The sequence below is a fragment of the Actinomadura sp. 1N219 genome (assembly GCF_044326405.1).
Lineage (GTDB): Bacteria > Actinomycetota > Actinomycetes > Streptosporangiales > Streptosporangiaceae > Spirillospora.
The window spans coordinates 541,474-565,468 of sequence record NZ_JBIRAY010000001.1; the positions used below are offsets into that span (position 1 = coordinate 541,474).

At 71.7% G+C, this 23,995-nt stretch carries 19 protein-coding genes; 15 read left to right on the top strand and 4 right to left on the bottom strand.

Annotation, left to right across the window (positions count from 1 at the left end; translation table 11 throughout):
• Window positions 1-10 precede the first annotated feature (10 nt).
• The gene (locus ACH35V_RS02475) at window positions 11-2,947 is read right to left on the bottom strand and encodes an ATP-binding protein (protein WP_395969848.1); all 2,937 of its coding nucleotides are present in this window, start codon (window positions 2,945-2,947) and stop codon (window positions 11-13) included.
• A 357-nt stretch (window positions 2,948-3,304) separates the two neighbouring features.
• Here ACH35V_RS02475 and ACH35V_RS02480 point away from each other — a divergent pair, with 357 nt between their 5' ends.
• From ACH35V_RS02480 to ACH35V_RS02490, 3 genes are all read left to right on the top strand, one after another.
• The gene (locus ACH35V_RS02480; RefSeq protein ID WP_395969849.1) at window positions 3,305-3,778 is read left to right on the top strand and encodes a hypothetical protein; all 474 of its coding nucleotides are present in this window, start codon (window positions 3,305-3,307) and stop codon (window positions 3,776-3,778) included.
• A gap of 281 nt (window positions 3,779-4,059) precedes the next feature.
• Window positions 4,060-4,941: an ATP-binding cassette domain-containing protein gene (locus tag ACH35V_RS02485; RefSeq protein ID WP_395969850.1), complete on the top strand. Its 882-nt coding sequence runs from the start codon at window positions 4,060-4,062 to the stop codon at window positions 4,939-4,941.
• Window positions 4,941-5,687 (top strand): hypothetical protein, encoded by a 747-nt coding sequence (locus ACH35V_RS02490; protein WP_395969851.1) that lies wholly within the window; start codon window positions 4,941-4,943, stop codon window positions 5,685-5,687. Before ACH35V_RS02485 ends, ACH35V_RS02490 begins: the two co-directional genes overlap by 1 nt.
• A 29-nt stretch (window positions 5,688-5,716) precedes the next feature.
• Here the strand turns inward: ACH35V_RS02490 and ACH35V_RS02495 are convergent, their stop codons facing one another.
• Window positions 5,717-5,986: a hypothetical protein gene (locus ACH35V_RS02495; RefSeq protein ID WP_395969852.1), complete on the bottom strand. Its 270-nt coding sequence runs from the start codon at window positions 5,984-5,986 to the stop codon at window positions 5,717-5,719.
• Window positions 5,987-6,084: 98 nt separating this feature from the next.
• The gene (locus ACH35V_RS02500) at window positions 6,085-6,516 is read right to left on the bottom strand and encodes a hypothetical protein (protein ID WP_395969853.1); all 432 of its coding nucleotides are present in this window, start codon (window positions 6,514-6,516) and stop codon (window positions 6,085-6,087) included.
• A 399-nt stretch (window positions 6,517-6,915) separates the two neighbouring features.
• On the opposite strand from ACH35V_RS02500, the gene ACH35V_RS02505 reads away from it, so the two are divergent.
• Together ACH35V_RS02505 and ACH35V_RS02510 are read left to right on the top strand one after the other, a co-directional pair.
• Window positions 6,916-8,853, top strand: a complete 1,938-nt coding sequence (locus tag ACH35V_RS02505) for a sensor histidine kinase (protein WP_395969854.1) — start codon at window positions 6,916-6,918, stop codon at window positions 8,851-8,853.
• Window positions 8,850-9,518: a response regulator gene (locus tag ACH35V_RS02510; protein WP_395969855.1), complete on the top strand. Its 669-nt coding sequence runs from the start codon at window positions 8,850-8,852 to the stop codon at window positions 9,516-9,518. Before ACH35V_RS02505 ends, ACH35V_RS02510 begins: the two co-directional genes overlap by 4 nt.
• A gap of 12 nt (window positions 9,519-9,530) precedes the next feature.
• Here the strand turns inward: ACH35V_RS02510 and ACH35V_RS02515 are convergent, their stop codons facing one another.
• On the bottom strand, window positions 9,531-10,268 hold the full coding sequence (locus ACH35V_RS02515) for a BTAD domain-containing putative transcriptional regulator (RefSeq protein WP_395969856.1): 738 nt from the start codon (window positions 10,266-10,268) through the stop codon (window positions 9,531-9,533).
• A 401-nt stretch (window positions 10,269-10,669) separates the two neighbouring features.
• On the opposite strand from ACH35V_RS02515, the gene ACH35V_RS02520 reads away from it, so the two are divergent.
• From ACH35V_RS02520 to ACH35V_RS02565, 10 genes are all read left to right on the top strand, one after another.
• Window positions 10,670-11,779, top strand: coding sequence for a DegT/DnrJ/EryC1/StrS family aminotransferase (locus ACH35V_RS02520; RefSeq protein WP_395969857.1), 1,110 nt, complete (start codon window positions 10,670-10,672; stop codon window positions 11,777-11,779).
• Window positions 11,776-12,792, top strand: coding sequence for a Gfo/Idh/MocA family protein (locus ACH35V_RS02525; protein WP_395969858.1), 1,017 nt, complete (start codon window positions 11,776-11,778; stop codon window positions 12,790-12,792). Before ACH35V_RS02520 ends, ACH35V_RS02525 begins: the two co-directional genes overlap by 4 nt.
• The gene (locus ACH35V_RS02530; protein WP_395969859.1) at window positions 12,782-14,410 is read left to right on the top strand and encodes a glycosyltransferase family 2 protein; all 1,629 of its coding nucleotides are present in this window, start codon (window positions 12,782-12,784) and stop codon (window positions 14,408-14,410) included. The genes ACH35V_RS02525 and ACH35V_RS02530 overlap by 11 nt, the downstream gene beginning before the upstream one ends.
• Before the next feature lie 3 nt (window positions 14,411-14,413).
• Window positions 14,414-15,736, top strand: coding sequence for a nucleotide sugar dehydrogenase (locus ACH35V_RS02535; protein ID WP_395969860.1), 1,323 nt, complete (start codon window positions 14,414-14,416; stop codon window positions 15,734-15,736).
• Window positions 15,737-15,798: 62 nt separating this feature from the next.
• Window positions 15,799-17,388, top strand: a complete 1,590-nt coding sequence (locus ACH35V_RS02540) for a glycosyltransferase family 4 protein (protein ID WP_395969861.1) — start codon at window positions 15,799-15,801, stop codon at window positions 17,386-17,388.
• Between the two features lies 1 nt (window position 17,389).
• Window positions 17,390-18,634: a glycosyltransferase gene (locus tag ACH35V_RS02545; RefSeq protein ID WP_395969862.1), complete on the top strand. Its 1,245-nt coding sequence runs from the start codon at window positions 17,390-17,392 to the stop codon at window positions 18,632-18,634.
• A complete protein-coding gene (locus tag ACH35V_RS02550; RefSeq protein ID WP_395969863.1) occupies window positions 18,631-19,182 on the top strand; it encodes a hypothetical protein in 552 nt (183 codons plus the stop codon). Before ACH35V_RS02545 ends, ACH35V_RS02550 begins: the two co-directional genes overlap by 4 nt.
• On the top strand, window positions 19,175-20,557 hold the full coding sequence (locus ACH35V_RS02555) for a glycosyltransferase (protein ID WP_395969864.1): 1,383 nt from the start codon (window positions 19,175-19,177) through the stop codon (window positions 20,555-20,557). The genes ACH35V_RS02550 and ACH35V_RS02555 overlap by 8 nt, the downstream gene beginning before the upstream one ends.
• Before the next feature lie 20 nt (window positions 20,558-20,577).
• Window positions 20,578-21,159: a hypothetical protein gene (locus tag ACH35V_RS02560; RefSeq protein WP_395969865.1), complete on the top strand. Its 582-nt coding sequence runs from the start codon at window positions 20,578-20,580 to the stop codon at window positions 21,157-21,159.
• Window positions 21,160-21,413: 254 nt separating this feature from the next.
• Window positions 21,414-23,918: a hypothetical protein gene (locus ACH35V_RS02565; RefSeq protein WP_395969866.1), complete on the top strand. Its 2,505-nt coding sequence runs from the start codon at window positions 21,414-21,416 to the stop codon at window positions 23,916-23,918.
• Window positions 23,919-23,995: the final 77 nt, after the last annotated feature.

Genomic DNA, 23,995 nt, shown 5'->3' on the forward strand with positions numbered 1-23,995 from the left:
CGGCCGCCGGCTACGACACCTTCCCGAACTCCGCGACCGCCCCGCCGGAGGACACACCCTGCTCACTGACCCGGCGGAGCGCGCCGGAGACGCCCGCGCGGGAGGTGACGCCGAGTTTGGCGAAGACGTGGCTGAGGTGGCCCTCCACCGCACGGACGCTGACGATGAGCGACTCGGCGATCTGCAGGTTCGTCCTGCCCTCCGCGACCAGGGCCGCCACTTCCAGTTCGCGCCGGGAAAGTCCGTACGGGGCGGCGGACCGGCCGGGAGGCGCGGGGACGGGGACGCCGAGGCGGCGCAGCCCCGTGACGGCCCGCCGGGCGAGGAGATGGGCGCCGCACTCGGCGAGTGCCTCCGCGGCCGCTTCGAGCGATTCCCGCGCGGGTCCGAGGTCCTTGGCCCGTGCCCCCGCGGCGCCGGCGGCGAGCAGCGCCCGGCCGGCGTCGAGCCGCATCTCCGCTTCGGTGAACGCGCCGGCCGCCTCGCGTGCCTTCGCGGCGGCCGCGCGGGGATCGGCGCTCTCCAGGGCATGCGCACGCGCCAGGGCGGCGAGCCCGACCGTGCCCGGCAGGACGGGGTGGGCATGTGCCTCGGCCCGGTCAGCCCACCGTGCCGCCTCTCCCCGGAGGCCACCTGCCGCGTTCAGGGCCGCCAGGGGCTCGGCGCAGCGCAGGACCGTGCTCGGGTCGAGAACGGAGAGACTCGGGGAGAAGCGGCACGCGGCGAGGAGCAGCTCACGACCCTCGTCCGGACGGCCGGCGCCGGCCAGCGCCAGGCCGTAGGCGTACTCCGCCTGCCTGCCCCACCACTCACGGATCTCACCGGACGCCCGGACCGCCTCCCTGCCGATGGTGAGCGCCGCTTTGACGTCGCCCGTCCAGTGGTCCACGAGGCACTGCTCGGTGTGGGCGAACACCAGCTGCTGGGGGGAGCCCAGCAGCCGGGCCGACTCGGTGGACTCCCTGACGGCCCGGGCCGCGTCGGCGAGCCGGCCGAGCCCTATGTACGACCGTGCCTTCCCGGCAAGGGCGACGGGGATGATGAACTGCCGGCCGGTGGCCTGGGCGACGGCCATCAGCCGGTCGAAGCACCGAACGGCGCCGGCGTGCAGGCACATCAGGCATTCCGTCCAGCCGAGCCAGGCCAGCGAGTCCAGGCAGTCGACGAGATGCTCGTCCGGAGTGGCGGCCAAGGCCTCTTCGGCGGCCCGCACACCGGCGAGGGCCTCGTCGACGTGACCGCTCACATAGTCGGCGATCGGCCGGATCGCCAGCCGGGAGAAGGTCAGGCTCGGGTCCCAGCCGCTCCGGGGCTCGGGGATCAGCGCGATCGCGTCCAGCGCCGCCCTGCCGTCCAGCCTCAGGAGGGTGTCGTTGACCAGCCGCATCCTCAGCCGGACCGCCGCCTCGGACTCTCGGTCGGGGATGGCGCGCAGCTCGCTGACGAGCAGGGCGTGGCTCTGGTCGAGGCCGCCCAGCAGCCGCTGGGTGATGGCGCAGAACCGTACGGCGACCGAGCGGCGGGCGTGGTCGTCGGCGGGCAGCAGCCGGAGGACCTCGGTGGCGGTCTCCCTGCCCTCCTCCAGGCATCCGCTGACGGCCTGGGCCTCGGCCATCTCGAGCATGAGCGTCAGCCGTCCGGCCGCGTCGTGCGGCATGAGCCGCAGCGCGGACGCGAACCACCGGGCCGCGGTGTGCGGGGCCTGGGGGGCCACGTCGCGGGCGGCCTCGATGAGGACGCCGGCGGCCGCGTCGTCGCCGGGGCTCGCCGACCGGTCGACGTGGTGGGCCAGCTGGGCGGCGGGGACGCCGAGCCCGGCGAGATGCGCGGCGACGCGGGCGTGGGCCGCCAGCCGCCGGCCGGGCGGAGCGGAGCCATAGACGACGTGCCGGATCAGCGGGTGCCGGAACCGGAACCGGACGCCCCCGGCGGCCGGCCGGACGACGTCGCGGGCCGCGAGCCGGTCGAGCGCGGTGAGGGTCTCCTCCTCGGAGGTCCCGGCGGCGACGGCGACGAGGCCTGGATCGAACTCGTCGGCGACGATCGCGGCCGCCTGCGCGACCAGCGAGAGCGAGTCCGAAAGGCCGCTCAGCTCTGCCTGGATAGTGGTCTGGACGTCATGGGGCAGTTCGTCGGGTCCGCCGGCCGATGCCGTCCGGACCAGTGCGTCCAGATAGAAGGGGTTGCCGCCGCTGGCCTCGTACAGGGCCTCGCAGCGGGTACGGCCGACGCCCGGCCCCAGGAACTCGGCGGCCTCGTCGAGGGTGAGCGGGGCGACGGTGAGGCTCGGCCCATGCTCGGCGGCCGTGCGGAGAGGGGCCGCCAGGGCGGCGCCGACCTGGTCTGGACGGAAGGCGACGGCGAGGAGCACCCCGGTGCGCGGCGGCCGGCGGACGAGATGGCTCAGCAGCTCCAGGGAGGAGTCGTCGGCCCAGTGCAGGTCGTCGAGGACGAGGACGAGGCCGTCGGGAACGGCCAGCCGCTCGATGAGATCGCGGACGGCGCTGTAGAGCCGGTAGCGCACGAGCCCGGCCGGCCTGTCGTCCTCCGCCGCGAGGGTGTCGCCCGGCTCGGCCGCGGACTCGTCCGAGATCGCCGGGAACACCATCGCCAGCTGCCGCACGGCGGTGGGACCGAGTCCTGAGACCAGCGCGGGGAGGTTCTCCTCGACCGCGTCGTCCAAGGCGTCGACGAACGCGCCGAAGGGCATCTCCTGCTCGTACTCGGAGGCCCTGCCGGCCGACACCGGCAGCCCGCGTTCCTCGGCCGCCGCGGCGAGTTCGCTCAGCAGCCTGGTCTTTCCCATCCCGGGCGTCCCGGCCAGGGTGAGGACGTGGAACCCGCCGCCGGCGGCGCCGTCCAGTACCTCGCGCATGGTTCGGAGGACGTCCTGGCGCCCTACTAAGGGACGTCGTGAATACGCCGATTCCCGGCCCGGTTTCCCCATGTGTGAACCTCGCTGTTCCGGAGAGTCGACTCGCCCCTGCCCCGATGATTCGCAAGGATTTACACGACATATTACTCGATTTTGAGGTCATGTCAGTTCTCGCTCCGATGCCTTGTTCGGCGCGGCGATGAACGGCAGGACGCGGCCGTCACCAGGCCGAAATCGGCCAATTTTGTGACCGCGCGTGCTTAAGCGGTCGATGTGCTCCCGGCCTGTTTTGGGAGACGGCCTGGAGATGGACCGTGCCGAACCGGGCGACGGCCGGGAGACGCTGCGGAGACAGCGTGCCGTTTGGCTCTCCCCATAGCCCAGATCGGGCTTTGGCGGCCGAATCGCCGTCGATGGAAAGGGGCACGTATGAGCAAGAGAACTCTCGCCGCCCGCACGGCCGGGGTGGCGCTGGCGGCCGCGCTCGGCCTCGGTGTGGCAGGTCCCGCCGCCTCCGCCGCCACGGCACAGAGCGCGCGCACCCCCGCCGCGCTCCAGCAGGCCCCCGCCGCGCTCCAGCAGGCCCCCGCCGCGGTCCAGCAGGCCGGCCTGCCGGCGACCAGCGGCGTCACCGTTCCGCAGAGCTCCCCGATCACCGCCGCTCAGCAGGCCGAACTCCAGCGGGCCATCGTCGCCGGAAAGGTCCCCGCGTGGCTCAAGAGGGTGATCAAGGAGCTGCGGAAGTCGCCCGCCATCGTCATGGCGTTGCGGAAAGCGGCCAGGCAGGGCTACCAGACCTTCAAGCTGACATGGGACGCGCGGGTGCCCAAGTACATTCGCAAGCTCGTTGGTTCGGGCATCAAGCTGCGCTTGGTGTACGCCTACTTCCGCACCCTTCGCTGACCGAGCTCCACGAGTCGGCCTAGCGAGAATTCTTCACCCGTCATCGCCCCGGACGGGGTGTTCCTTCCGGGACGCTCCGTCCGGCGGCGCCTCCACCCACGGGTGGACTCCGCCGCCGCCCAAGGTTCGAGCCGGTCTCCGTTCCACCGGAGGAAGCGACCGCAGCCGATGAATGGTCGACTCGATCAAGACAACCGGGTGGACGGCCCGGCGTGCGCGGAAAGAAGGCGACATTGATAGTCGTTGAAGGATTGACTAAACATTTCCGGAGGAGAACGGCGGTGGACGGACTGTCCTTCACCGTCCGCCCCGGCGTGGTGACCGGTTTTCTCGGGCCGAACGGCGCGGGAAAGTCGACGACGATGCGGATGATCGTCGGACTCGACCGTCCCGACGCCGGTTCGGTGCTGGTCGACGGCAGGCCGTACGCCGAACTCGACGCGCCGCTGCGAACCGTCGGCGCCCTGCTGGACGCGGGCTGGGCCCGGTCGCGGAACTCGGCGCGCACGCACCTGCGCTGGGTCGCGAGCCTGAACGGGATTCCCCCAGCACGGGTCGAGGAACTGCTCCGGCTGGTCGGCCTGACGGCGGTGGCCCGCCAGCGAGTCGGCACGCTCTCGCTCGGGATGCGGCAGCGGCTCGGCATGGCGATGGCCCTTCTCGGTGATCCCCGGATCCTGCTGTTCGACGAGCCGATGAACGGCCTGGACCCGGAGGGGATCCACTGGGTCAGGCAACTCCTGCGGGGTTTCGCGGCCGAAGGGCGCACGGTGCTGGTGTCCAGCCATCTGCTCTCGGAGATGGCGATCACCGCCGACGAGGTCGTCGTCATCGGCGCCGGGCGGCTCATCGCGAGTGGCCCGACCAGGGAGTTCGTCGAGCGCACCACCCGGGCCGAAGTGCTGGCCCGCACACCCCGCGGTGAACGTCTGACCGAGGCCCTCCGGCGAGCGGGACACCAGGTCGACACCCGCCCGGACGGAACACTCGCCGTCACCGGGGCCACGGCGGCGCGTGTCGGCGAACTCGCCGCCGAATGCGGTGCGGTGCTGCATGAGCTGCGCACCGACCACGGATCCCTGGAGGAGGCGTTCATGCGGACGACCCATGACGCGGTGGAGTACCGGGCGGCGGCCGTCGCCCCGACGGGAGGTGACGCGTGATGGGAGGCGCGATGAAGGGCGCGGTGGCGGCGGAGTGGATCCGCCTGTTGTCCAGCAGGTCGACGTGGTGGGGGCTCGGTGTGTCAGGTGCGCTCGCCCTCGGGGTGGCCGCGCTGGCCGTCCGGGTCCCGCCCGGGGAGGGGGAGGTCACGACCCTCGTGGACGTGGTGTCGGGGGCCGTGTTCGGCCAGCTTGTCCTGCTCGTGCTGGCGGTGCTGGCCATGACGTCCGAGCACCGGTCCGGCACCGTCCGGCTGGCCTTCCAGGCGATCCAGGGCCGCTGGCAGGTGGTGGCCGCGAAGGCGGCGGTCATGGGGGCCGCGGGCGGTGTCGCCGGGTTCGCGCTCGGGTTCGCCGCCTACGGGTTCGCCCTGATGCTGGCGCCGTCCGGTCTCGATCTGGGCCTCGGCACCGTCGCGGAGTGGCGCCAGGTGGCGGGTGTCGGCCTGGTCTACGCGATCACCGCGGTGATCGGCGTCGCCGTCGGGACGCTGGTGCGCAGCAGCGCCGCCGCAGTGGGCGGGGCGCTGATCTGGGTACTGGTGGCGGAGAGCGCGATCGGCCTGCTCCCCAGGGTCGGGGACGCCCTGGCCCGCTGGATGCCGTTCGCCATGCTCGTGTCCCTCACCGACTCCGCGAAGATCGACGTACCGTTCGGCGCCGCCGGAGCCGCCGTGTACTGCATCGCGGTGGCGGCCGTCCTGCTCGCGCTCGCCATGACGCTGGTGCGCAGCCGCGAGCTGTGACGTCCTGGGCCCAGCGCGCCGCGGCGGTCCTAGAGCAGCAGGCGGATAAGTGCCGCGGTCACCAGTGACAGCGCGACGCTCGCCCAGGACCACGATTCGGTCCCTTTCCGTAACGAACGCACCAGGAGGACGACCGAGAGCGTTGCGGCGATCGCCGTGAGTGCGAGACTCGCGTACCAGAGGAAGCCGTCGTGGGACAGCATTCTCGCTCCGAATGCTGCGAGGGCGATGAATGACGTCGCCGCCCAGGCGGCTTCCGATACGCGTGCGGGTGATTTCGTGTCCGGTTCTGCGTCCATTGACGACCTCGCTCTATCGATTTGCCGATGTCCGTGGCGGGCCCGAAACCGGGCCCTGGCCGGGGCCCGGTTTCGGGTGTTTCAGTGGCCGGGTATTCCTACCAGCCGCGCATGACCCGGTAGAGGTCCCATGCGCTTCCGCCCCAGCCGGCGGCCCGCATCGCCCAGCGCACCGGGCGCGGGATCTTGTTGAGCCACTTCTTGAAAGCGGCGTAACCCTTGTCGGCGGCCTTGATACCGCTCTTCAGCTTTCCCGCCCTCTTGAGGACGTTCCAGACCACCGAGGGCCAACCGCGCTGGGCCGAGATCTGGTTGAGCTCCTGGATCTCCCGTGAGCTGAAGCCGATCTGGCCGAGGGCGGCGGTCTCGGCCGGGGTGAACGGGCGGGCGACCGACTGCGCGGCGACGGGGGCGGGGACTCGCTCGGCCGGCGCCGTGCCGGCCGAGGCCGCCGGGCCCGCGATGCCGAGGCCGAGCGCGGCCGCGAGGGTGACCCCCGCCGTGCGCTGTGCGAGACGCTGTTTGTTCATCCGGGAATTCCCTTCGATCTGCGGGTCGATGCCCGCCGTAGCCCGATGTGGGCTCCCGGAACATGACAGCGGGGGCGCGTCTCATCACCGTCCCTTCGCCGTCGTGCGGACGACTCGACCGCGGTCTCCGCGGTATCTCCGGTCCTGATCAGGTCGTACTACGAAATTAATGGTGGTGGGGGCCGTCGGCCTCCTCCGGTGGAACGGACGCGTGCCAGGCCGGGAGTTCCAGGAAAGGTCCGTCCACGGGTGGAGGCGTTCGGCCTTTTGTGGCCGATATCGGCGGCCGGTCGTTGACGGCGCCGCGCGGATCGGGATTAGAGTCGCGGAGTGCCCTCGTCCCGCGAGTCGACACAATGGCCAGGCGCGAGTGACGTAGCGCTTCCCCTGGTTCTTCTGATGATCCAGCTCGTCATGGGTCCGAGCCTGGCGGCGTTTCTGGAGGAGCCCGCGGGCCTGCGGGAACGGGTGCCCGGGCTGATCGCCGGTGCGGCCGTGGCGGTGGTGCTGTGCCTGCGCAGGGAGCGTCCGGCGGCGGTGCTGGGCGTCACGGTGGTGATCGGGGCCGCGGCCGACCTGACGCTCCCGTCCTCCGCCGGAGCCCCCGTGCTCTGGGCGGCCGACCTCGTGGCGCTGTACTCGCTGGCCGTGCACCGCCGGGCCCGGACCGCCGTCATCGGCGGTGCGCTGGCCGCCTCGGCCGCATGCCTCGTGACCGCGGTGATGGGAAACGCCCCGGTGGAGGTCCTGGGCATCGCCGTGTTGACGGCCGCCGGCTACGCGGCCGTCATCGCCTTCGGCCAGTTGCGCCGGCAGCGGGTGGACGTGCGGCGGCGGCTCGCCGCGCGGCTGGACGCGGCCGAGCGGGAACGGGCGCTGCTGGCCGCCGCCGAGCGGGAGAGACTGGCCCGCGACCTGCACGACGTCGCCGGCCACCATCTCAGCGCCGTCAGCGTGCACACGGCCGCCGCCATCCGCCTGGCGGACCGGCGGCCCGAGATGGTCGCCGAGGCCCTCGACGTCGCCGTCGGCATGGGCCGGGAGGTCCTGGCGGCGCTCAACCGCCTGGTGGACGTGGTGGCCCGGCCGCCAGAGGGCGGGACGTCCGATGGCCGGCCGTCCGAGAGCCTGCCGGACGCCGACCTGCCGGCGCTCGTCTCGCGCCTGTGTACAGGGCTGGCGCGCCTTGGCATTCCGGTGTCGGTGACCGTGTCCGGCGGCTCGCGCCCGCTGCCCGGCGAGACGGTCGCGGCCGCTTACGGTGTCGTCCAGGAGTCCCTGACGAACGCGATGCGTCATGCGATGGGAGCGCCGGTCACCGTCCGCGTCGAATACCGCACCGGTGCGGTCGATCTGCTCGTGTGCAACGAGAAGGGCGAGGACTGGAACGACGGCGCGGAGCTGGGCGGAGGACGCGGGGTCGAGGGCATGCGGAGCCGCGTGGCGGAGGTCGGCGGCATGCTGCGGGCGGGGCCGACCGGGGCGGGCGGCTGGTCCGTCGATGCGAGCTTCCCGGCGCCGGGCCGCTCCCGCCGCGAGTTCGGCTGGCCCGAGCTGGTGGACGTGATGGCGGTGAGCATGTGCGTCGGGCTGCCGCTGCTCGCGGTCGCCCCGCTGGACCCGGCCGGGCGCGCCGCTCCGCTCGGCCTGGCCGGGCTGCTGTCGGCGCATGCGCTCGTCCTGTGGTGGCGGTGGCGGGCCCCGGTGGCGACCCTGGCCGCCGTGGCCGGTGTCGACGTCCTCTGGGCCGCGCTGACCCTGGCCGGTGCGATCCCCGCGAGCTGGCTGCCGGCGCTGGCGTTGGCGTGGACGACCGAGGCGATCGCCGTGTACTCGCTGGCCGCCTACGGGCCTTCGGTGGCCGCGGGGCTGCTGGGCACGGCCGCGGCCGGTGCGGCGGGCGGTCTGCTCGCGGTGACGGGGCTCTCCGCCGATCCGGCCGGGGAGCCGTTCACGGCGGGGGACGCCGTCGCCGGCCTCGTGTTCTTCGGGGTGATCGTCACGCTCGCGATGCTGCCCTTCTGGGGGTGGGGCGCCGCCGTCAGGTCCGGGCGGAGCCGGAGCAGGAAATGGGAGCGGTCGATGGCCGAAGCGGTGGCGGTGCGCACCGACCACATCGTGCGAGCCGAGCGGTACCAGGTCGCCGTCGGGCTGCGGGGCGCTGTCTTCGGCCACACCGTCCGGCTGGTGCGCACCGGCGAGTCGGCGCTGGGCGGTGGGTCGGCGGGCGACCGGCGGGCGGCGCTGGCCGTGGTGGCGGCCGAGGCGCGGGCCGCGCTGGCGGGCATGCGGGAGCTGCTCGACACGATGGACGCGGCGACGGGAGCCAGGCCGTGACGATCCGCGTGCTTGTCGCCGACGACCAGCCCGTGGTCCGGGTGGGGTTCGCCGCGATCATCGACGCGGAGCCCGACCTGACGGTCGTCGGCCAGGCGGCCGACGGGGCCGAGGTCCTGCGGACGGTCGGGGACCGCCGCCCGGACGTCGTGCTCATGGACATCCGGATGCCCGGCATGGACGGGCTGGAGGCCACCCGCGAATTGGCCGCGGTCGCGCCCGCGACGCGGGTGCTGGTGCTCACGACGTTCCGGCGCGACGAGTACGTGTTCGGCGCCCTGCGCGCCGGCGCCTCGGGCTTCCTGCTCAAGGACTGCGAACCGCAGGAGCTCCTGGACGCGATCCGCGTCGTGGCGGCCGGTGAGGGGATGCTCGCCCCGGCGGTGACCCGCCAGCTCATCGACGCGTTCGTCGCGGGTTCGGTCGGCGCGCGGCCCCGTCCGGACGAGCGTCTCGGGCTGCTCACCAACCGGGAGATCGACGTGCTGCGCAGCGTCGCGCAGGGCCTCACCAACGCCGAGATCGCCGCGTCCCTCGGCATCGGGACCGCGACGGTGAAGACCCACGTCAACGCGATCTTCGGCAAGCTCGGTCTCCGCGACCGGGTGCAGGCCACGATCTTCGCCTACGACATGGGCCTCGCCAGCCCCCGGGGGCGGACCTGACGCGGCGGGCCGCTACGGACGGGGGCCGGACGGCGCGGGGAGATGAAGGCCGGAGACGAGTTCCCGGAGGGCCGGGCCGGGCTCCACGCCCAGCTCCCGGCGCACCACGGCGGCGTAGTCGAGATAGGTGCGGTAGGCGGTCACGGTGTCGCCGCGCCGCAGGTGGGCCTGGACGAGGACGCGCGGCGGGGTCTCGGCGAGATCGTCCACCTGGGCCGCCAGCGTGGCGAGGACGACGGCGTTCTCGGTGTCGCCGATTTCCAGGGCTGTCGTGGCGAGCCGTTCGAGGGCGAGCAGGCGGAGCCGGTCCCATCGGCCGCGCTCGTTCAGGACCTCCTCGTCGTAGCCGTCGCGGAGGAGTTCGGTGCTCAGCAGGCGCACGATCAGTGGATCGACGTCGTGCAGGGTCGCCGGGGCGATGTGGAGGATGTGCTGGGCCAGGCTCTTGGCCGCGTGGTAGTCGACGGTGACGTCGTCGGCCAGGCGGAGCGAGTCCGTGCCGATGACGATCATGGACCGGGTCTCTGGGCGGAGGCGCCAGAGGAGCTGGCGGAGCCGCTTGGCGGAGTTCGCCGTGTCCAGATCGGGCCAGAGGCGTGCGCCGGCGGCCTGGCGTGACAGGCCGCCGCCCTCCAGTGCGAGGTGGACGATCAGCCTGCCGACGGTCTCCTCGGGGCCGACCTCGTGGCCCACCAGGCAGCAGGCGAAGCGGGGGAGTAATTGGATCGTGTCCTCATCGGGGTCCTGCATACCCGCCTCCTGTGGTCGGCGTCGGTCGGATTTCCAGGGCACTCGGGCCGCGTCCCATCGCCTTCGGCGGACGCGCGGGCGCGCCCGCACATCGCTGTCGGGCATGCGCCCCATTAAACGGGTGATGTCGGACGTCTTGGGCCGTGAGGCCGCCGGTGGGCGTGGCGACCCTCTTTGCGCGTCGAGATGCCGGCGGCCCGCTGTAGGCGAGCTGTTTACCGTTGGCGACCGATTGGGCGCCCACCTTCGGGGAACGTGATCAGCAACGTCCTTACTGCCATAGGATTTGGCTAGAATCCGTCTGTTAGGCGAGGCTTCCGGCCAATTTGTGAGCATCTTGTTGCGCTCCGTTTTCCTTCAGGAAGCCGCCCGCTCACCGTTATGCCCTAAGGAGTCTGTGCATGCCCGTGGAATCTGAAGGGCTCGTCCCCGCGGCGAGCCCCGTGATCGGGGAGGCGGAGATCGAGGCCGCGGTGCGCGTGCTGCGCAGCGGACGGGTCGTCCAGGGGCCGGAGGTCGCGGCGTTCGAGGAGGAGTTCTCCGAGATCGTGGCGGGACGGCACTGCGTGGCGGTCAACTCGGGGACGTCGGCCCTGCACCTGAGCCTGCTCGCGCTGGACGTCGGACCAGGTGACGAGGTCATCGTCCCGTCGTTCACGTTCGCGGCCACCGCCAACGCGGTGCGCCTGGTGGGCGCCGAGCCGGTCTTCGTCGACATCGACCCGCGCTCGTTCTGCCTCGACCCGGACGCCGTCGCCGCCGCCGTCGGCCCCCGCACCGCCGCGATCATGCCGGTGCACCTGTACGGGCACCCGGCCGCGATGGAGCGCATCGGGCCGCTCGCTGAGCGGCACGGGCTCGCCGTCGTCGAGGACGCCTGCCAGGCGCACGGCGCGTCCGTCGGCGGGACCCCGGCCGGGGCGCTGGGCACGGTCGGCTGCTTCAGCTTCTACCCGACGAAGAACATGCACGCCCTGGAAGGCGGCATGATCACCACCGCGGACGCGGAGACGGCGCGGACGTTGCGGCTGCTGCGCAACCAGGGCATGGAGCAGCGGTACGCCAACGAGATCGTCGGCGCCAACATGCGGCTCACCGACGTCGCCGCGGCCGTCGGGCGCGAGCAGCTCAAGAAGCTGGCCGGATGGACGGAGCAGCGCCGCGCCAACGCCGCGTTCCTCGACGCGAAGATCACCGCCGCGGTCACGCCGCCGGTCGCGGAGGGCGCGAAGCACGTCTACCACCAGTACACCGTGCGGGTGAGCGGGGACCGGGACGCCGTCCAGCGGCACCTGGACGCGCGGAAGATCGGCAACGCCGTCTACTACCCGACGCCCGTCCACCGGCTCAGGCCGTTCCTGAAGGACGGCGGCCCCGATCCGCGCTGGGACCTGCCGGAGACGGAGCGGGCGGCACGGGAAGTGCTGTCGCTGCCGGTGCACCCCACCCTCGGCGAGGACGACCTGGCCCGCGTGGCCGACGCCGTCAACGAGACGGGGAGCGCGTCGTGAGCGCGCCGCTGCGCGCGGGCCTGATCGGCCTCGGCGTGATGGGACGCAACCACGCGCGCGTCCTGGCCGGCCTGGACGGCGTCGACCTCGTCGGCGTCGTCGACCCGGCGGGACAGCCGGACGGCGCGCCGCACGGCGTCCCGATGCTGGAGTCCCTCGCGGACCTCCTCGCCCTCGGCATCGACTACGCGGTGGTGGCGTGCCCGACCGCGCTGCACGAGGAGATGGGGCTGGAGCTGGCGGACGCCGGCGTCGGCGCGCTGATCGAGAAGCCGCTCGCCGACTCGGTGGAGGCGGCGGAGCGGCTGGTGAAGTCGTTCGAGTCGCGCGGCCTGGTCGCGGGCGTCGGGCACATCGAGCGCTACAACCCGGCGCTGCAGAGCATGCGGAAGCGGCTGGAGGCGGGCGAGCTCGGCGACGTGTTCCAGGTCGTCACGCGCCGCCAGGGGCCGTTCCCGCACCGCATCGCGGACGTCGGCGTCGTCAAGGACCTCGCCACCCACGACATCGACCTGACCGCGTGGGTGACCGGCCAGGACTACGTGTCGGTGTGCGCGCACACGGTGGCGCGCAGCGGCCGTCCGCACGAGGACATGGTCTCCGCCGTCGGACGCCTGACCGACGGCAGCATGGTCAACCACCTCGTGAACTGGCTGAGCCCGCTCAAGGAGCGCACGACCGTCGTCACCGGTGAGCGCGGCTGCTTCGTCGCCGACACCCTCACCGCCGACCTGACGTTCTACGCCAACGGCGAGCTGAGCACCGAATGGGAGGCGCTGCGGGCGTTCCGCGGTGTCTCGGAAGGCGACATGATCCGGTACGCGATCCCGAAGCGAGAGCCGCTGCTGGTGGAGCACGAACGGTTCCGCGACGCCTTCATCGCGGGCAGCGGCGACATCGTGACGCTGCGGCAGGGCCTGCGGACGGTCGAGGTCTCGGCGGCCGTGCTGGAGTCGGCGAGACTCGGCGAGACGGTCACGCTCCCGAGTTCGGGGGTGCTTGGTGCCGTCTGACCCGGGAGGCGGCGCGGAGGGCGTCGACGTCACGGTCGTCGTCGCCGTCTACAACACGATGCCGTACCTCACCGACTGCCTGAACTCGCTGGTGAAGCAGAGCATCGGCGCCGGCCGCATGGAGGTCGTCGCGGTCGACGACGGCTCCACCGACGGCAGCGGAGCCGAGCTCGACCGGTTCGCCGAGGAACACCCGGACATCGTGAAGGTGCTGCGCCAGCCGAACTCGGGCGGCCCCGCGGCCCCCAGCAACCGCGCCCTGGACGTCGCCCGGGGCCGCTACGTGTACTTCGTCGGCGCCGACGACCATCTCGGCCGCGAGGCGCTGGAACGGATGGTCGAGGCCGCCGACGGATGGGGCTCGGACGTCCTCGTCGGCAAGATGAAGGGCGTCAACGGGCGCGAGGTCAAGCAGGACCTGTTCGCCGAGAACCGCGTCGACGTCGACCTGTTCGACTCGCCGCTCCCGTGGCTGCTGTCCAACTGCAAGCTGTTCCGCCGCGACCTGGTGGAGCGGCACAAGCTCCGCTTCCCCGAGGACATGCCGATCGGCAGCGACCAGCCGTTCACCATCGAGGCGTGCGTCCGCGCCGAGCGGATCTCCGTCCTGGCCGACTACACCTGCTACTACGCGATGCTCCGCGACGACGGCGGCAACATCACGCAGGGCGCAGTCGAGGTCTACACCCGCCTGGAATGCGCCGAGCGGCTCTTCGAGTTCGTCGCCGGGCTGCTGGAGCCCGGCCCCGGACGGGACGCGATCGTCCACCGGCACGCCAAATGGGAGCTGACGAAGCCGATCCGCGAGGGCCTCCTCGAACTGGACGACGACGCCCGCCGCGACGTGTGCGCGCGAGTCGGCGCCATCGTCGACCGGTACGTGCCCGACGACGTCCTGGCCCTGCTGCCCATCAAACGGCGCGTCCGGCTCCGCCTGGCGCAGCGCGGCGACGTCGACCGCCTCTGCGAGGCCATCAGGGCGGACGCGGCGGAGGAGACCTTCGCCGTCACGCTCAAGAACGGCCGCGCCTACCACGCCTACGAGGGCTTCGAGGACGCCGGCGCCGGCGTCCCCGACGACCTGTACGAGATCACCAAGGGCCTGCGCAGGCGGCTCATCGACGAGGTGCGGGCGGTCGGCGCGCGGCGCGCGGACGACCTCCTGGAGATCACCGTCCGGACGCCGATCAACGGCCCCGACGCCGCCGACCCGAAGGTCGTGCACCTGGCGTTCGCCGTCCGCGGCCGCGACGGGCGCGTCCGCCTGGACGAGGCGTCCGGCGCGGAACTCGACCGCGACCTTTCCGGCGACGGACTGACGCTGACCGTCCGGATGCCGAAATCGCTGCTGTTCGCGTCCGGCACGGCCAAACGCACGTTGCGGCTGATCGTCCGTGCGTCCGGTGAAACCTACGACGTGGCCGTGCAGGCCGGACTGCCCGGTCCGTGCAAATCGCTCGTCTGGCACCGGATCAGGCCCTACCGTCTGTCGGTGCGCGGCGACGGGCGGGGCACCACGGCGATCGAGACCCGCCCGTCCTTCCCGGTCCGGGCCGTCGTCAGGCGGCTCCGGCGCGCCCTGCACCTGAGAAGCGCCGTGTCCCTTGGAGGTAAGTAGCACATGCGGATCTGCGTGGTCGCGCTCGGCAAGATCGGTCTCCCGCTCGCGGTGCAGTTCGCCCGCAAGGGCCACCGGGTGACCGGCGCCGACGTGAACGAACGCGTCGTCGCCGACGTGAACGCCGGCCGCGAGCCGTTCCCCGGCGAGGCGGACCTCGGCGTCCACCTCGGCGAGGCGGTCCGGGCCGGGCTGCTGACCGCGACGACCGACACGGCGGCGGCCGTCGCCGAGTCCGACGCGGTCGTCGTGGTCGTGCCGCTGTTCGTGGACGAGGCCGGCACCCCCGACTTCGGCTGGATGGACGCCGCGACCCGGTCGATCGCGGCGGGCCTCCGTCCGGGAACGCTGGTCAGCTACGAGACGACGCTGCCGGTCGGCACCACCCGGGGCCGCTGGGCGCCGATGCTGGCGGAGGGGTCCGGCCTGACCGCCGGCACCGACTTCCACCTGGTGTTCAGCCCGGAACGCGTCCTGACGGGCCGCGTGTTCGCCGACCTGCGCCGCTACCCGAAGCTCGTCGGCGGCGTCGACGACGCGTCCGCCCGGCACGGCGTGGAGTTCTACGAGCAGGTCCTCGACTTCGACGACCGGCCCGACCTCGACCGCCCGAACGGCGTCTGGGACCTCGGCTCCGCCGAGGCCGCCGAGCTGGCCAAGCTCGCCGAGACGACCTACCGGGACGTCAACATCGGCCTCGCCAACCAGTTCGCCCGCTACGCCGACACCGTCGGGGTGGACGTCACCAAGGTGATCGAGGCCTGCAACACGCAGCCGTACAGCCACATCCACCGGCCGGGCATCGCGGTCGGCGGCCACTGCATCCCGGTCTACCCGCGCATGTACCTGTGGAACGACCCGGACGCGACCATCGTCCGCGCCGCCCGCGACGCCAACCTGGCGATGCCCGAGTACGCCGTGGGCCTCCTCGCGGACGCCTACGGCGACCTCACCGGCGCCGAGGTCCTGGTCCTGGGCGCCGCGTACCGGGGCGGCGTCAAGGAGACGGCGTTCTCCGGCGTCTTCCCGACCGTGGAGGCGCTGCGGAAACGCGGCGCCGTCCCGTACGTGTCCGACCCGATGTACACGGCGGAGGAACTGGAGGCCCTCGACCTGCCGCCGCACCGCGGCGAGCCGGTCACGGCCGCGATCGTCCAGGCCGACCACGCCGCCTACCGCGACCTGAACACCGACGACCTCCCCGGCGTCAAGGCCCTGGTAGACGGCCGCCGCACCACCGACCCCACCCGCTGGACGGGCGTACACCGCGTCGTCATCGGCGCCCCCGACCAAAGCGGGGCCGAGGCGCGGCGAACGCCCCGCTGAGCGCGCCGTACACGCCATTGCCCGACGCCGACGGATCCTGCCGACCACGACTGGAGCAAGCGATGCAGAACGAAGACGAGACGGTCCCGAGCGCGCGCGGCCGCATCGTCATGCTCGTCGACAACGACATCGTGCGCGACTCCCGGGTGCAGAAGGCGGCGAAGTCGATCGCCGACGCCGGCTGGGAGGTGCACCTCCTCGGCGTCCACTCGGCCAAGAGGCCCCGGACCTGGATGCTTGGCAGCGCCCACGTGCGTCACCTCAAACTGCACCACACCCTCCTCCGGAACAGGCACAGCGTCTGGCGCGCCGCGCTCCGCCGCCCGCTCGCCTACGCGCACCCGAACGTGGCGAACTACCGGCGCCGGCTCGTCCAGTCCCGGCGCGCGGACCTCGCCGCGAGCCGCCTCGCTCCGGGGGCCGGCCGGCCCGTGCGCAGGACGTGGTTGCTGGCCCGGCGCGTCACGGCGAAGCTGCAGGCGCGGTGGTTCGCGCTGCGCGCCCGCCAGACCGACTCGCTCGCCAAGGCCCGCGGCAACCCGCGCGCCCCGGTGGAGCGGATCACGCTCAAGTTCTGGCAGGCGCTTCTCGGCGACCGGGCCTGGCGCGTTCTCGACCGCAACCTGTGGGACTGGGACAGCGCGTACGGGAAGGTCATCGACCAGCTCGAACCCGACATCATCCACGCCAACGACTTCCGGATGCTCGGGGTCGGAGCCCGCGCCGCGCGGCGGGCCCGCGCCAAGGGACGGACGGTGAAGCTCGTGTGGGACGCGCACGAGTTCCTGCCCGGCATCAGGCCCTGGGGCATCGGGTCGCGCTGGCTCCCCGCCATGTGCGCGCACGAGCGCGAGTACGCCGGCGACGCCGACGCGGTGGTGACCGTCTCGGAGGAGCTCGCCGACAAGCTCGTCGCGGCCCACGGCCTCCGGCACAAGCCGACCGTCGTGCTCAACGCCCCGGTCACCGAGGGCGAGCCGACCGGCGACGAACCCGTTCCCGACCTTCGGGAGCTGTGCGGCGTCGGCCCGGACACCCCGATCGCCGTCTACAGCGGCAGCGCCTCCGTGCAGCGCGGCCTGGACATCATGATCGAGGCGCTGCCGCGGCTGCCGCGGCTGCACGTCGCTCTGATCGTCGCCACGGCGCGGTCCGAGTACGTCCAGGGCCTGCGCGCACGCGCCGCGGAGCTCGGTGTGGACGACCGGGTGCACACGCTGCCGTACGTCCCGTTCGACCAGGTCGCTCCGTTCCTTTCGGCGGCCGACCTCGGCGTCATCCCGATCCACCACTGGCCGAACCACGAGATCGCGCTGATCACGAAGTTCTTCGAGTACGCGCACGCGCGGCTGCCGATCATCGTCAGCGACGTGCAGGCGATGGGCGACATGGTGAAGGCCACCGGGCAGGGCGAGGTCTTCCACGCCCAGGACCTCGACGACTACGTGCGGGCGGTCGAAGCGGTGCTCGGCGACCCGCAGCGGTACCGGGCCGTGTACGACGACCGGCCCGACCTGCTCCACGAATGGACATGGGAGGCGCAGGCCGAAATCCTGGACGGCGTCTACACCGGCCTGCTGCCCTCCGCCGCGAAGCCCTCCGCCCCCGCACCGTCGGCGTCCGGCGACCAGCTGATCGGGGCCCAGGACTGACATGACGACGGATCGAGCCGACGACCGGAACGTGGCCGTCGTCACGCCCTGGTATCCCAACCCGCAGCAGGAGTGGGCCGGGGCGTTCGTCCAGGCGATGGTCGAGGCCACGGCGCCGGGCTGCGATGAGGTCACCGTCTACCACAACGAGGCGTGGCTGATGAGGCAGGCGCCCGAGGAGGTGGAGGCCGCGCGCGAGGCACACCGGCGGCTCCTGCCGGTCGCGCTGCATGACGCGCCGACCGTCGCGGGCGCCCGGCTGATGCGTCTTCCGGTGCCGACGGTGCCGGACTACACTTTCGCCGAGCTCGCTCAGCAGCACGCGTCGTGGCTGCGCGAATCGTTGGGCGGCGAGCCGATCCCGGCGCGGGTCGTGCACGCGCACGTGGGTCTGCGCGGCGGCTGGACCGCGCTGGAGAACGCCCGCCCGGACGCGCGCGTGTTCGTCACCGAGCACGCCTCCTTCATCGACAAGGTTCTTGAGCAGCCCGACTCCCGGGACATGTACGAGCAGGTCCTGGACCGCTGCACCGGTTTCTTCGCGGTGACGGACGTGCTCCGGGACAGGCTCGCCGAGACCTTCCCGGCGCTCGCCCACAAGATCGAGCTGATCTCCAACCCGATCTCCTTCGAGGCGCCGCGGCCGCGCCCCGTCACGGAGCTTCGCCGCTGGTTGTACGTCGGCACACTGGTCGAGCGCAAGGGCGTCGGCTGGCTGCTGGAGGCGTTCGCCGAATGCCACGCCGGGGACCCCGAGCTGACGCTGACCATCGCCGGGCCCGGCGTGCTGGCCGGCGCGCTCGCGAAGCGGGCCGCCGAACTCCACGTCGACCACGTCGTGACATTCACCGGCGAGGTCGCCCCGGATGAGGCCACCCGGCTCATGCGGGAACACGATCTCCTCGTCCACCCGGCCCGGTGGGAGACCTTCGGCGTGTCGATCATCGAGGCGGTCGCGGCCGGCATGCCGGTGCTCGTCACCCGCTGCGGCGGTCCCGAGCGGACACTGGCAGGCATAGAAGACGCGGTCGGGGAAATGATCGACGTCGAGGAGAACTCGGAATCGATCGTCGCGGGTTACCACCGGTTGCGCGACCGCTTTCCGGACGGGCTCGACCTCGCGAAGGGCCGTAGGGTCCTGGACGAGCGATTCGGGTACCGCACGGTGGCCCAGGCGCACTACCGGCACTGGTTTTCCGGGCCGGAGGCGGGCGAGGGCGCCGCCAGCGGGGGAGAAGAAGCGTGAACGTGCTTTTCGTGGCGCTCGGCGCTTCCCGCAAGCCCGCGGTCATCAGGGAGTCCGCCCGGATCGTCGCGGACGGCGGAAGCGCCATGGTGCTGGTGAACAAGTCGTCCGCGTGGGCGAAACAGCCGCTGCCGGACGGCGTCGACACCGTCGAGTTGCCCGCGCTTGAACGCCGCCACCGTCCCGCCGTGCCACGGACCCTGCTTTACCGGATCCCGCGGCTCCTGGTGCGCATGTGCTTTCCCGGACCGCTTCGCGGCCTCGGCAACCGGATCGAATCCGCGTACCGTCGCCGCGTCGCCGGGCCCGTCGAACGCCGGCTCGGCCGTATCAGCCGGGGGGACCCCGGCGCGGTACGGCGGCGGGCGATCGAACGCGAGGTGTTGCGCCGCCGGTCCGTCGACCTCGTCGTGATCGGCGATCCTCAGTCGCTGGTGACCGTGTCCGAGCTCGCGGACGTGATCGCGGAGACGGGAGCGCGGCTGGCCTACTCCATCGCCCATGAAAGGCCACCGGCCGGTTACGCCAGGGGATCGCTCGATGACTGAACGCCGCCCGCGCCTGCTGTACCTCGCGTTCTACTTTCCGCCGTCCCGCGCCAGCGGGGTGTACCGACCCCGGGCGACCGCCAACCGGTTGACCGAGTTGGGCTGGGACGTCACGGTCTTCGCGGCGCCGCTGTCGTTCCTGCACGACGCGATCGGCTCGGTCGACGACAAGCTGATGGAGACGATCGACCCGCGGATCACGCTGGAGCGGCCCGAACTGAACCGGTTCGTCTGGCAGACGAACGTGCGCGACTACAGCAGATTCAGGGGGGCGTTCCCCCAACTGGCCCAATCGATGTACACGTGGGGGCAGAAGCACGTGTTCCCGGAGCATTACGCCTCCTGGGCGCGCGCCAGCGTCCGGCGAGCGCTGCGGTTGCACACGCGGCAGAAGTTCGACGTGGTCCTCGCGACGGGGAACCCTTTCGCCTCGTTCGCCGCGGCCTGGCTGTTCCACAAGCTAACCCGCACCCCTTACATCATCGACTACCGGGACTCCTGGACCCTCGATCAGTTCAGCGAGGAGCCGAGGTATGAGGACGGGCACCCCGCCTGGCGCTGGGAGCGGCGGGTGCTGAAGTCCGCGGCCAACTCGCTGTATGTCAACGAGGCCCAGCGGTCCTGGCACGCCGACCGCTACCCCCGGGCTGCCGACCGCATGATGATCGTCCTGAACGGCTGGGACACCGACACCCTCCCGGCGACCGCCGAGCCGCCCCCGTTCGCCCGTGCGGCGGCGGGCGAGGGCGCGCCCCGGTTCTCCTTCGTCGGGACGATCACCGACCAGCAGCCCATCGAGGAGATGGTCGAGGGATTCACCCGTGCCCGGGAACATTTCGAGATGAAGTCCGCTTCCTTGGACCTCTACGGATATTTCGGGTTCTTCAGAGGCGCCGACAACGCGCTGCGCAAGCGTTTCGCCGCGGACGACGGGAGCGAAGCGAGCGCCGGGAGCGAAGGTGAACACACCTTCGCCCCTGGAGTGCGTTACTGCGGACCGGTGTCCAAGACCGAACTCGCCGACGTCTACCAGAATTCCGACGTGCTCGTGTTCCTGAACGGCGGCGGACGTTACGTCACGTCGGGCAAGATCTTCGAGTACATGGCGGCGGGGCGGCCCATCGTGTCGGTCCATTCGCCCGGATCGGCGGCGGAGGAACTCCTCCGGGACTATCCGCTGTGGTTCAACCCGGGCGGGCTCGACCCGGCGGACATCGCCGATTCGATGATCGCGGCGGCGAAGGCGGCGGCCGGCCTCGACGCGCCGCAGGTCGCCGCGGCGCGCGACTACGCGAACCGTTTCGAACGCAGCGTGGCGCTGGAGCCGCTCGTGCGCCGGCTGACCGAACTGGCCGCCCGCCGGGGCGCCGGTTGATCATCTCGGGAGACGACGACGTGAACGGCACGCAGGCTCCTCGGGTGCTGGTTCTGGCCATGGACCCCAGGCTGACGATGGACCCCAAGCCGAACGTGAAACCCAGCCGCCACTACAAGCGGATCATCGGATTGACCGCCCACTTCGCCGAAGAGGAGGGGGCGCAGGTCGATCTGGTGACCGCTGAATCGGGCGATTGGGCGGAGCTGGACGAGCGGGTGCGTCTGCACCGGCTCGACAGGGCCGAGGCCAGGCACCCCCTGCCCTGGCTTGAGCACACGATCGTGGTCAGGGTGCCCAGGCTCATCCTGTGGCCGATGGCGCGGCTCGGCCGTCCCGGCGCCCTGGTGGAGAGCACGCGGACCAAGGGCTCACGCTTCGTCCACCGGCGGTTCTTCGTGCCCTTCTACCGGCACGTCCGGCCACACCTGCTGGCCCGCGTCGCGCGGCGGCGCGTCCTGCGGGAGATCGAGATGGCCGAGGTCGTCCGAGTCATCGTGATGGACCGGACGTCGGTGCCGTTCGCCCGACGCCTGGCCCGCCGCCATCCGGATCTCGTCGTCACGACACGCCAGGACCGCAGCCTCGACTCCAAGCCCTGACTGCCCTCGGCCCTGCTGGATCGACGAGGGTTGACCATGCGCACCGAGATCCTAGAGGCCCCAAAAGGCTAAAAGCTCCTCGCCCTATAGCCATGTAAAGTCGACCGGAAACCGTTGTCACATCCCGTTCGTCCCGCACAACCAATGCGGCCGGTGTCCGTATATGGCCACACCGGTCGACTGCTCCACTGGTTTGACCGCGTTATCGCCCATGTCAGTGACGGTCGTATGGCCTGTTTGGGCCATCAGGTGTGGTGTTCTATCCAAATCGAACATTCGATGATCCCTCTTACCTTGCTGATCTTGCATGCCTAGCATCCCCATCGTGCCTTGACCGCTCGGGTCACGGGTCACGGTGGAGGTGCGCGGTGAGAAGCCGTGGATTGAATGGGCTGATCGGCATCGCGGTCGCGATGGCGTTGGTGCTCGCGTCGGTTGTGGTTCCGGTCGGCCATGCCACGCCGGCACGGGCGGAGGCCCCGTCGGTGCAACCGGCGGCGGGCCAGTTCTACGGGGCGCGAACCCGGGTGATGAACGGCGTCACCATCAACGCGGGCGCGACGGCGACGGTGCAGATCGCCGGAGTCGACGATCTGCCGGCCACCGGGCTGGCGTCGGCCTGGCTCAACGTGGCGTCGCGGGCGATGGCGGCGGGCGGCAACGGCGCCCTGACCGTGTACCCGTCGGGGGCGAGCGTTCCTGCGGCGACCGGCGCGCAGTACCAGCAGGTCGGCTGGAACCAGGATCTGCTGCTGGTCAAGGTCGGATCCGACGGCAAGATCATGATGAAGAACCAAGGGGCCGGCGCGACCGCCGTGAAGGTCTACATCGACGTGTACGGGTACACGCTCACGTCCCCGGGTGCGTCGGCCGGCTCTTCCTACGTCGGCGTCACCCCGGCGAGGCTCGCGAACGAGGTGACGGTCGCCGCCGGAGGCTCGACCACGGTCGAGGTGCTGGGCAAGGGGGGCGTGCCCGCGTCCGGGGTTTCCCACGTGGCCTTCACCCTGACCGCCAACTCCACGGGCCCGACCAAGCTCGTGGCGCATGCCTCCGGCTCGCCCGCCCCCACCGCTTTCGCCAACCTCGACACGTGGACGGCGACACACCGAGAGAACCTGGCGCTGATCCCGGTCGGTGCGGATGGCAAGGTGACGATCACCAACATCGGGACGTACCCGTCCACGATCCTCGTGGACGTCTCGGGCTACTACGCATCCCCGTCGGCCACGCTGGCGGGTTCCGTCACACACGCCGTGCAACCGGCCCGGTACGGCGGCACGGTGAACATCCCGTCGGACGGCTCGTACACGCTGTCGCCCCTGGGCGCCAACGGGATTCCGGCCAGCGGTGTCACGGCCGTCGCGCTGAACCTCACGATGCGCAGCACCTCGACGGGATTCGTCCGGGTGTACCCCTCCGGTGAGGCGTTGCCCCCGACAAGGACCGCCACCTACCCGGACGCCAACCTCACCCACGCCGGGTTCATCGCCGCGAAGCTCGGGTCGGACGGGAAGCTCGTCATCAAGAACTGGAAGAACGGCGCGGTGACGGTCACGTTCGACGTCTACGCCTACTTCTCGCCGACTCCGTCCGGATGCGCGGCCGTGGCGCGGACGCGCACTCCCTCGCAGACGACCGCGGGTGCGCCGGCCAAGGCGGCACGGGCCGATGCCGATCCTGAGCCGTACAACCCGACGACGGTGTTCCAGGCGTCGCCGAACGCCGTCGGGTCGCAGGGAATCCTCGAGTTCGCTTACACCGATGGCATTGGGCGTCTGATGCACGGGCGCGCGGATCCGGGTGCGCTCGGCTCGTTGCAGTGGACGCCGATCCACGAGCAGGAGGGCTATTACGGGCAGCCTGCGCTGGGTGAGCAGGCCGATGGTCGGCTCAACGTGCTGGCGCACAACCTGAGCGGTGACGTCTGGTCGCGGACGCAGGCCACGAAGGAGCCGGCGGCCTGGGGCAACTGGGTTGGCGTGCAGAAGCCGATGGGTTCCACGGTCACGGTGGCACGGCTGGATAACACGCTCGTCGCGTTCGCGGTCGATGCGGGCGGAGCCCTCTGGGCCTTGCCGCAGCACGCCGCCAACGACCCGTACAAGGGCTGGATCGGTCTGGGCGTGGCCGGGTTGTCGACCGCCACCGCGCCGCTTGCCGTTCCGGTCGCGGGGGGCTTGAAGCTGTTCTTCCTTGATGCGTCCGGTACGTGGCGCACCGCGCTCTACGTGGGTGGCATCGTGTCGAGTTGTGCGGTGCTGAGCGGTCCGGGCTTCTCCGGGAACGCGTCGGTCGTGACGTATCCGGGCAGTCGGCTGCGGATCTTCGTGCGCGGTGCCGATGGTCACGTCCTGACCAAGACGCAGGATGGTTCCGGCGCCTTCCCGCAGGAATGGGACCAGGTCGGCGACCTGGTCGCGGCGGGCTCGCCGTCCGCCCTCATCAGCCCGCGCAGCGGGAAGACCGAGGTGGTCGTGCGCGGCGCTGACGGCCGGATCCACAGCACCGGCGAGACGGTTCAGGGGACCGGCGAGTGGCGTGCGTGGGCCGATGCCCAGCCGGACGCCTCGGTTCCCGCGACGGACCCGACCGCGTTCCAGTACGTCGGACCGAACGGTCCTACCTGGTCGTACATCTTCCGCACCATCAATCAGGAGATGCGGCTGTATTGGCCGGAGGGCGAGTCCCTGCAGCTGAAGGCGGCGGCTCCGACGTTCAAGGGCCGGGCACTCCCCAAGCCCCCGCCGGCCCGCTGACCCTGTGCGATGCCCGCCCTGGCCCTCCCCAGGGCGGGCTCGCACCCTCGCCTGGATTCTCGATCGCTACCACGGAC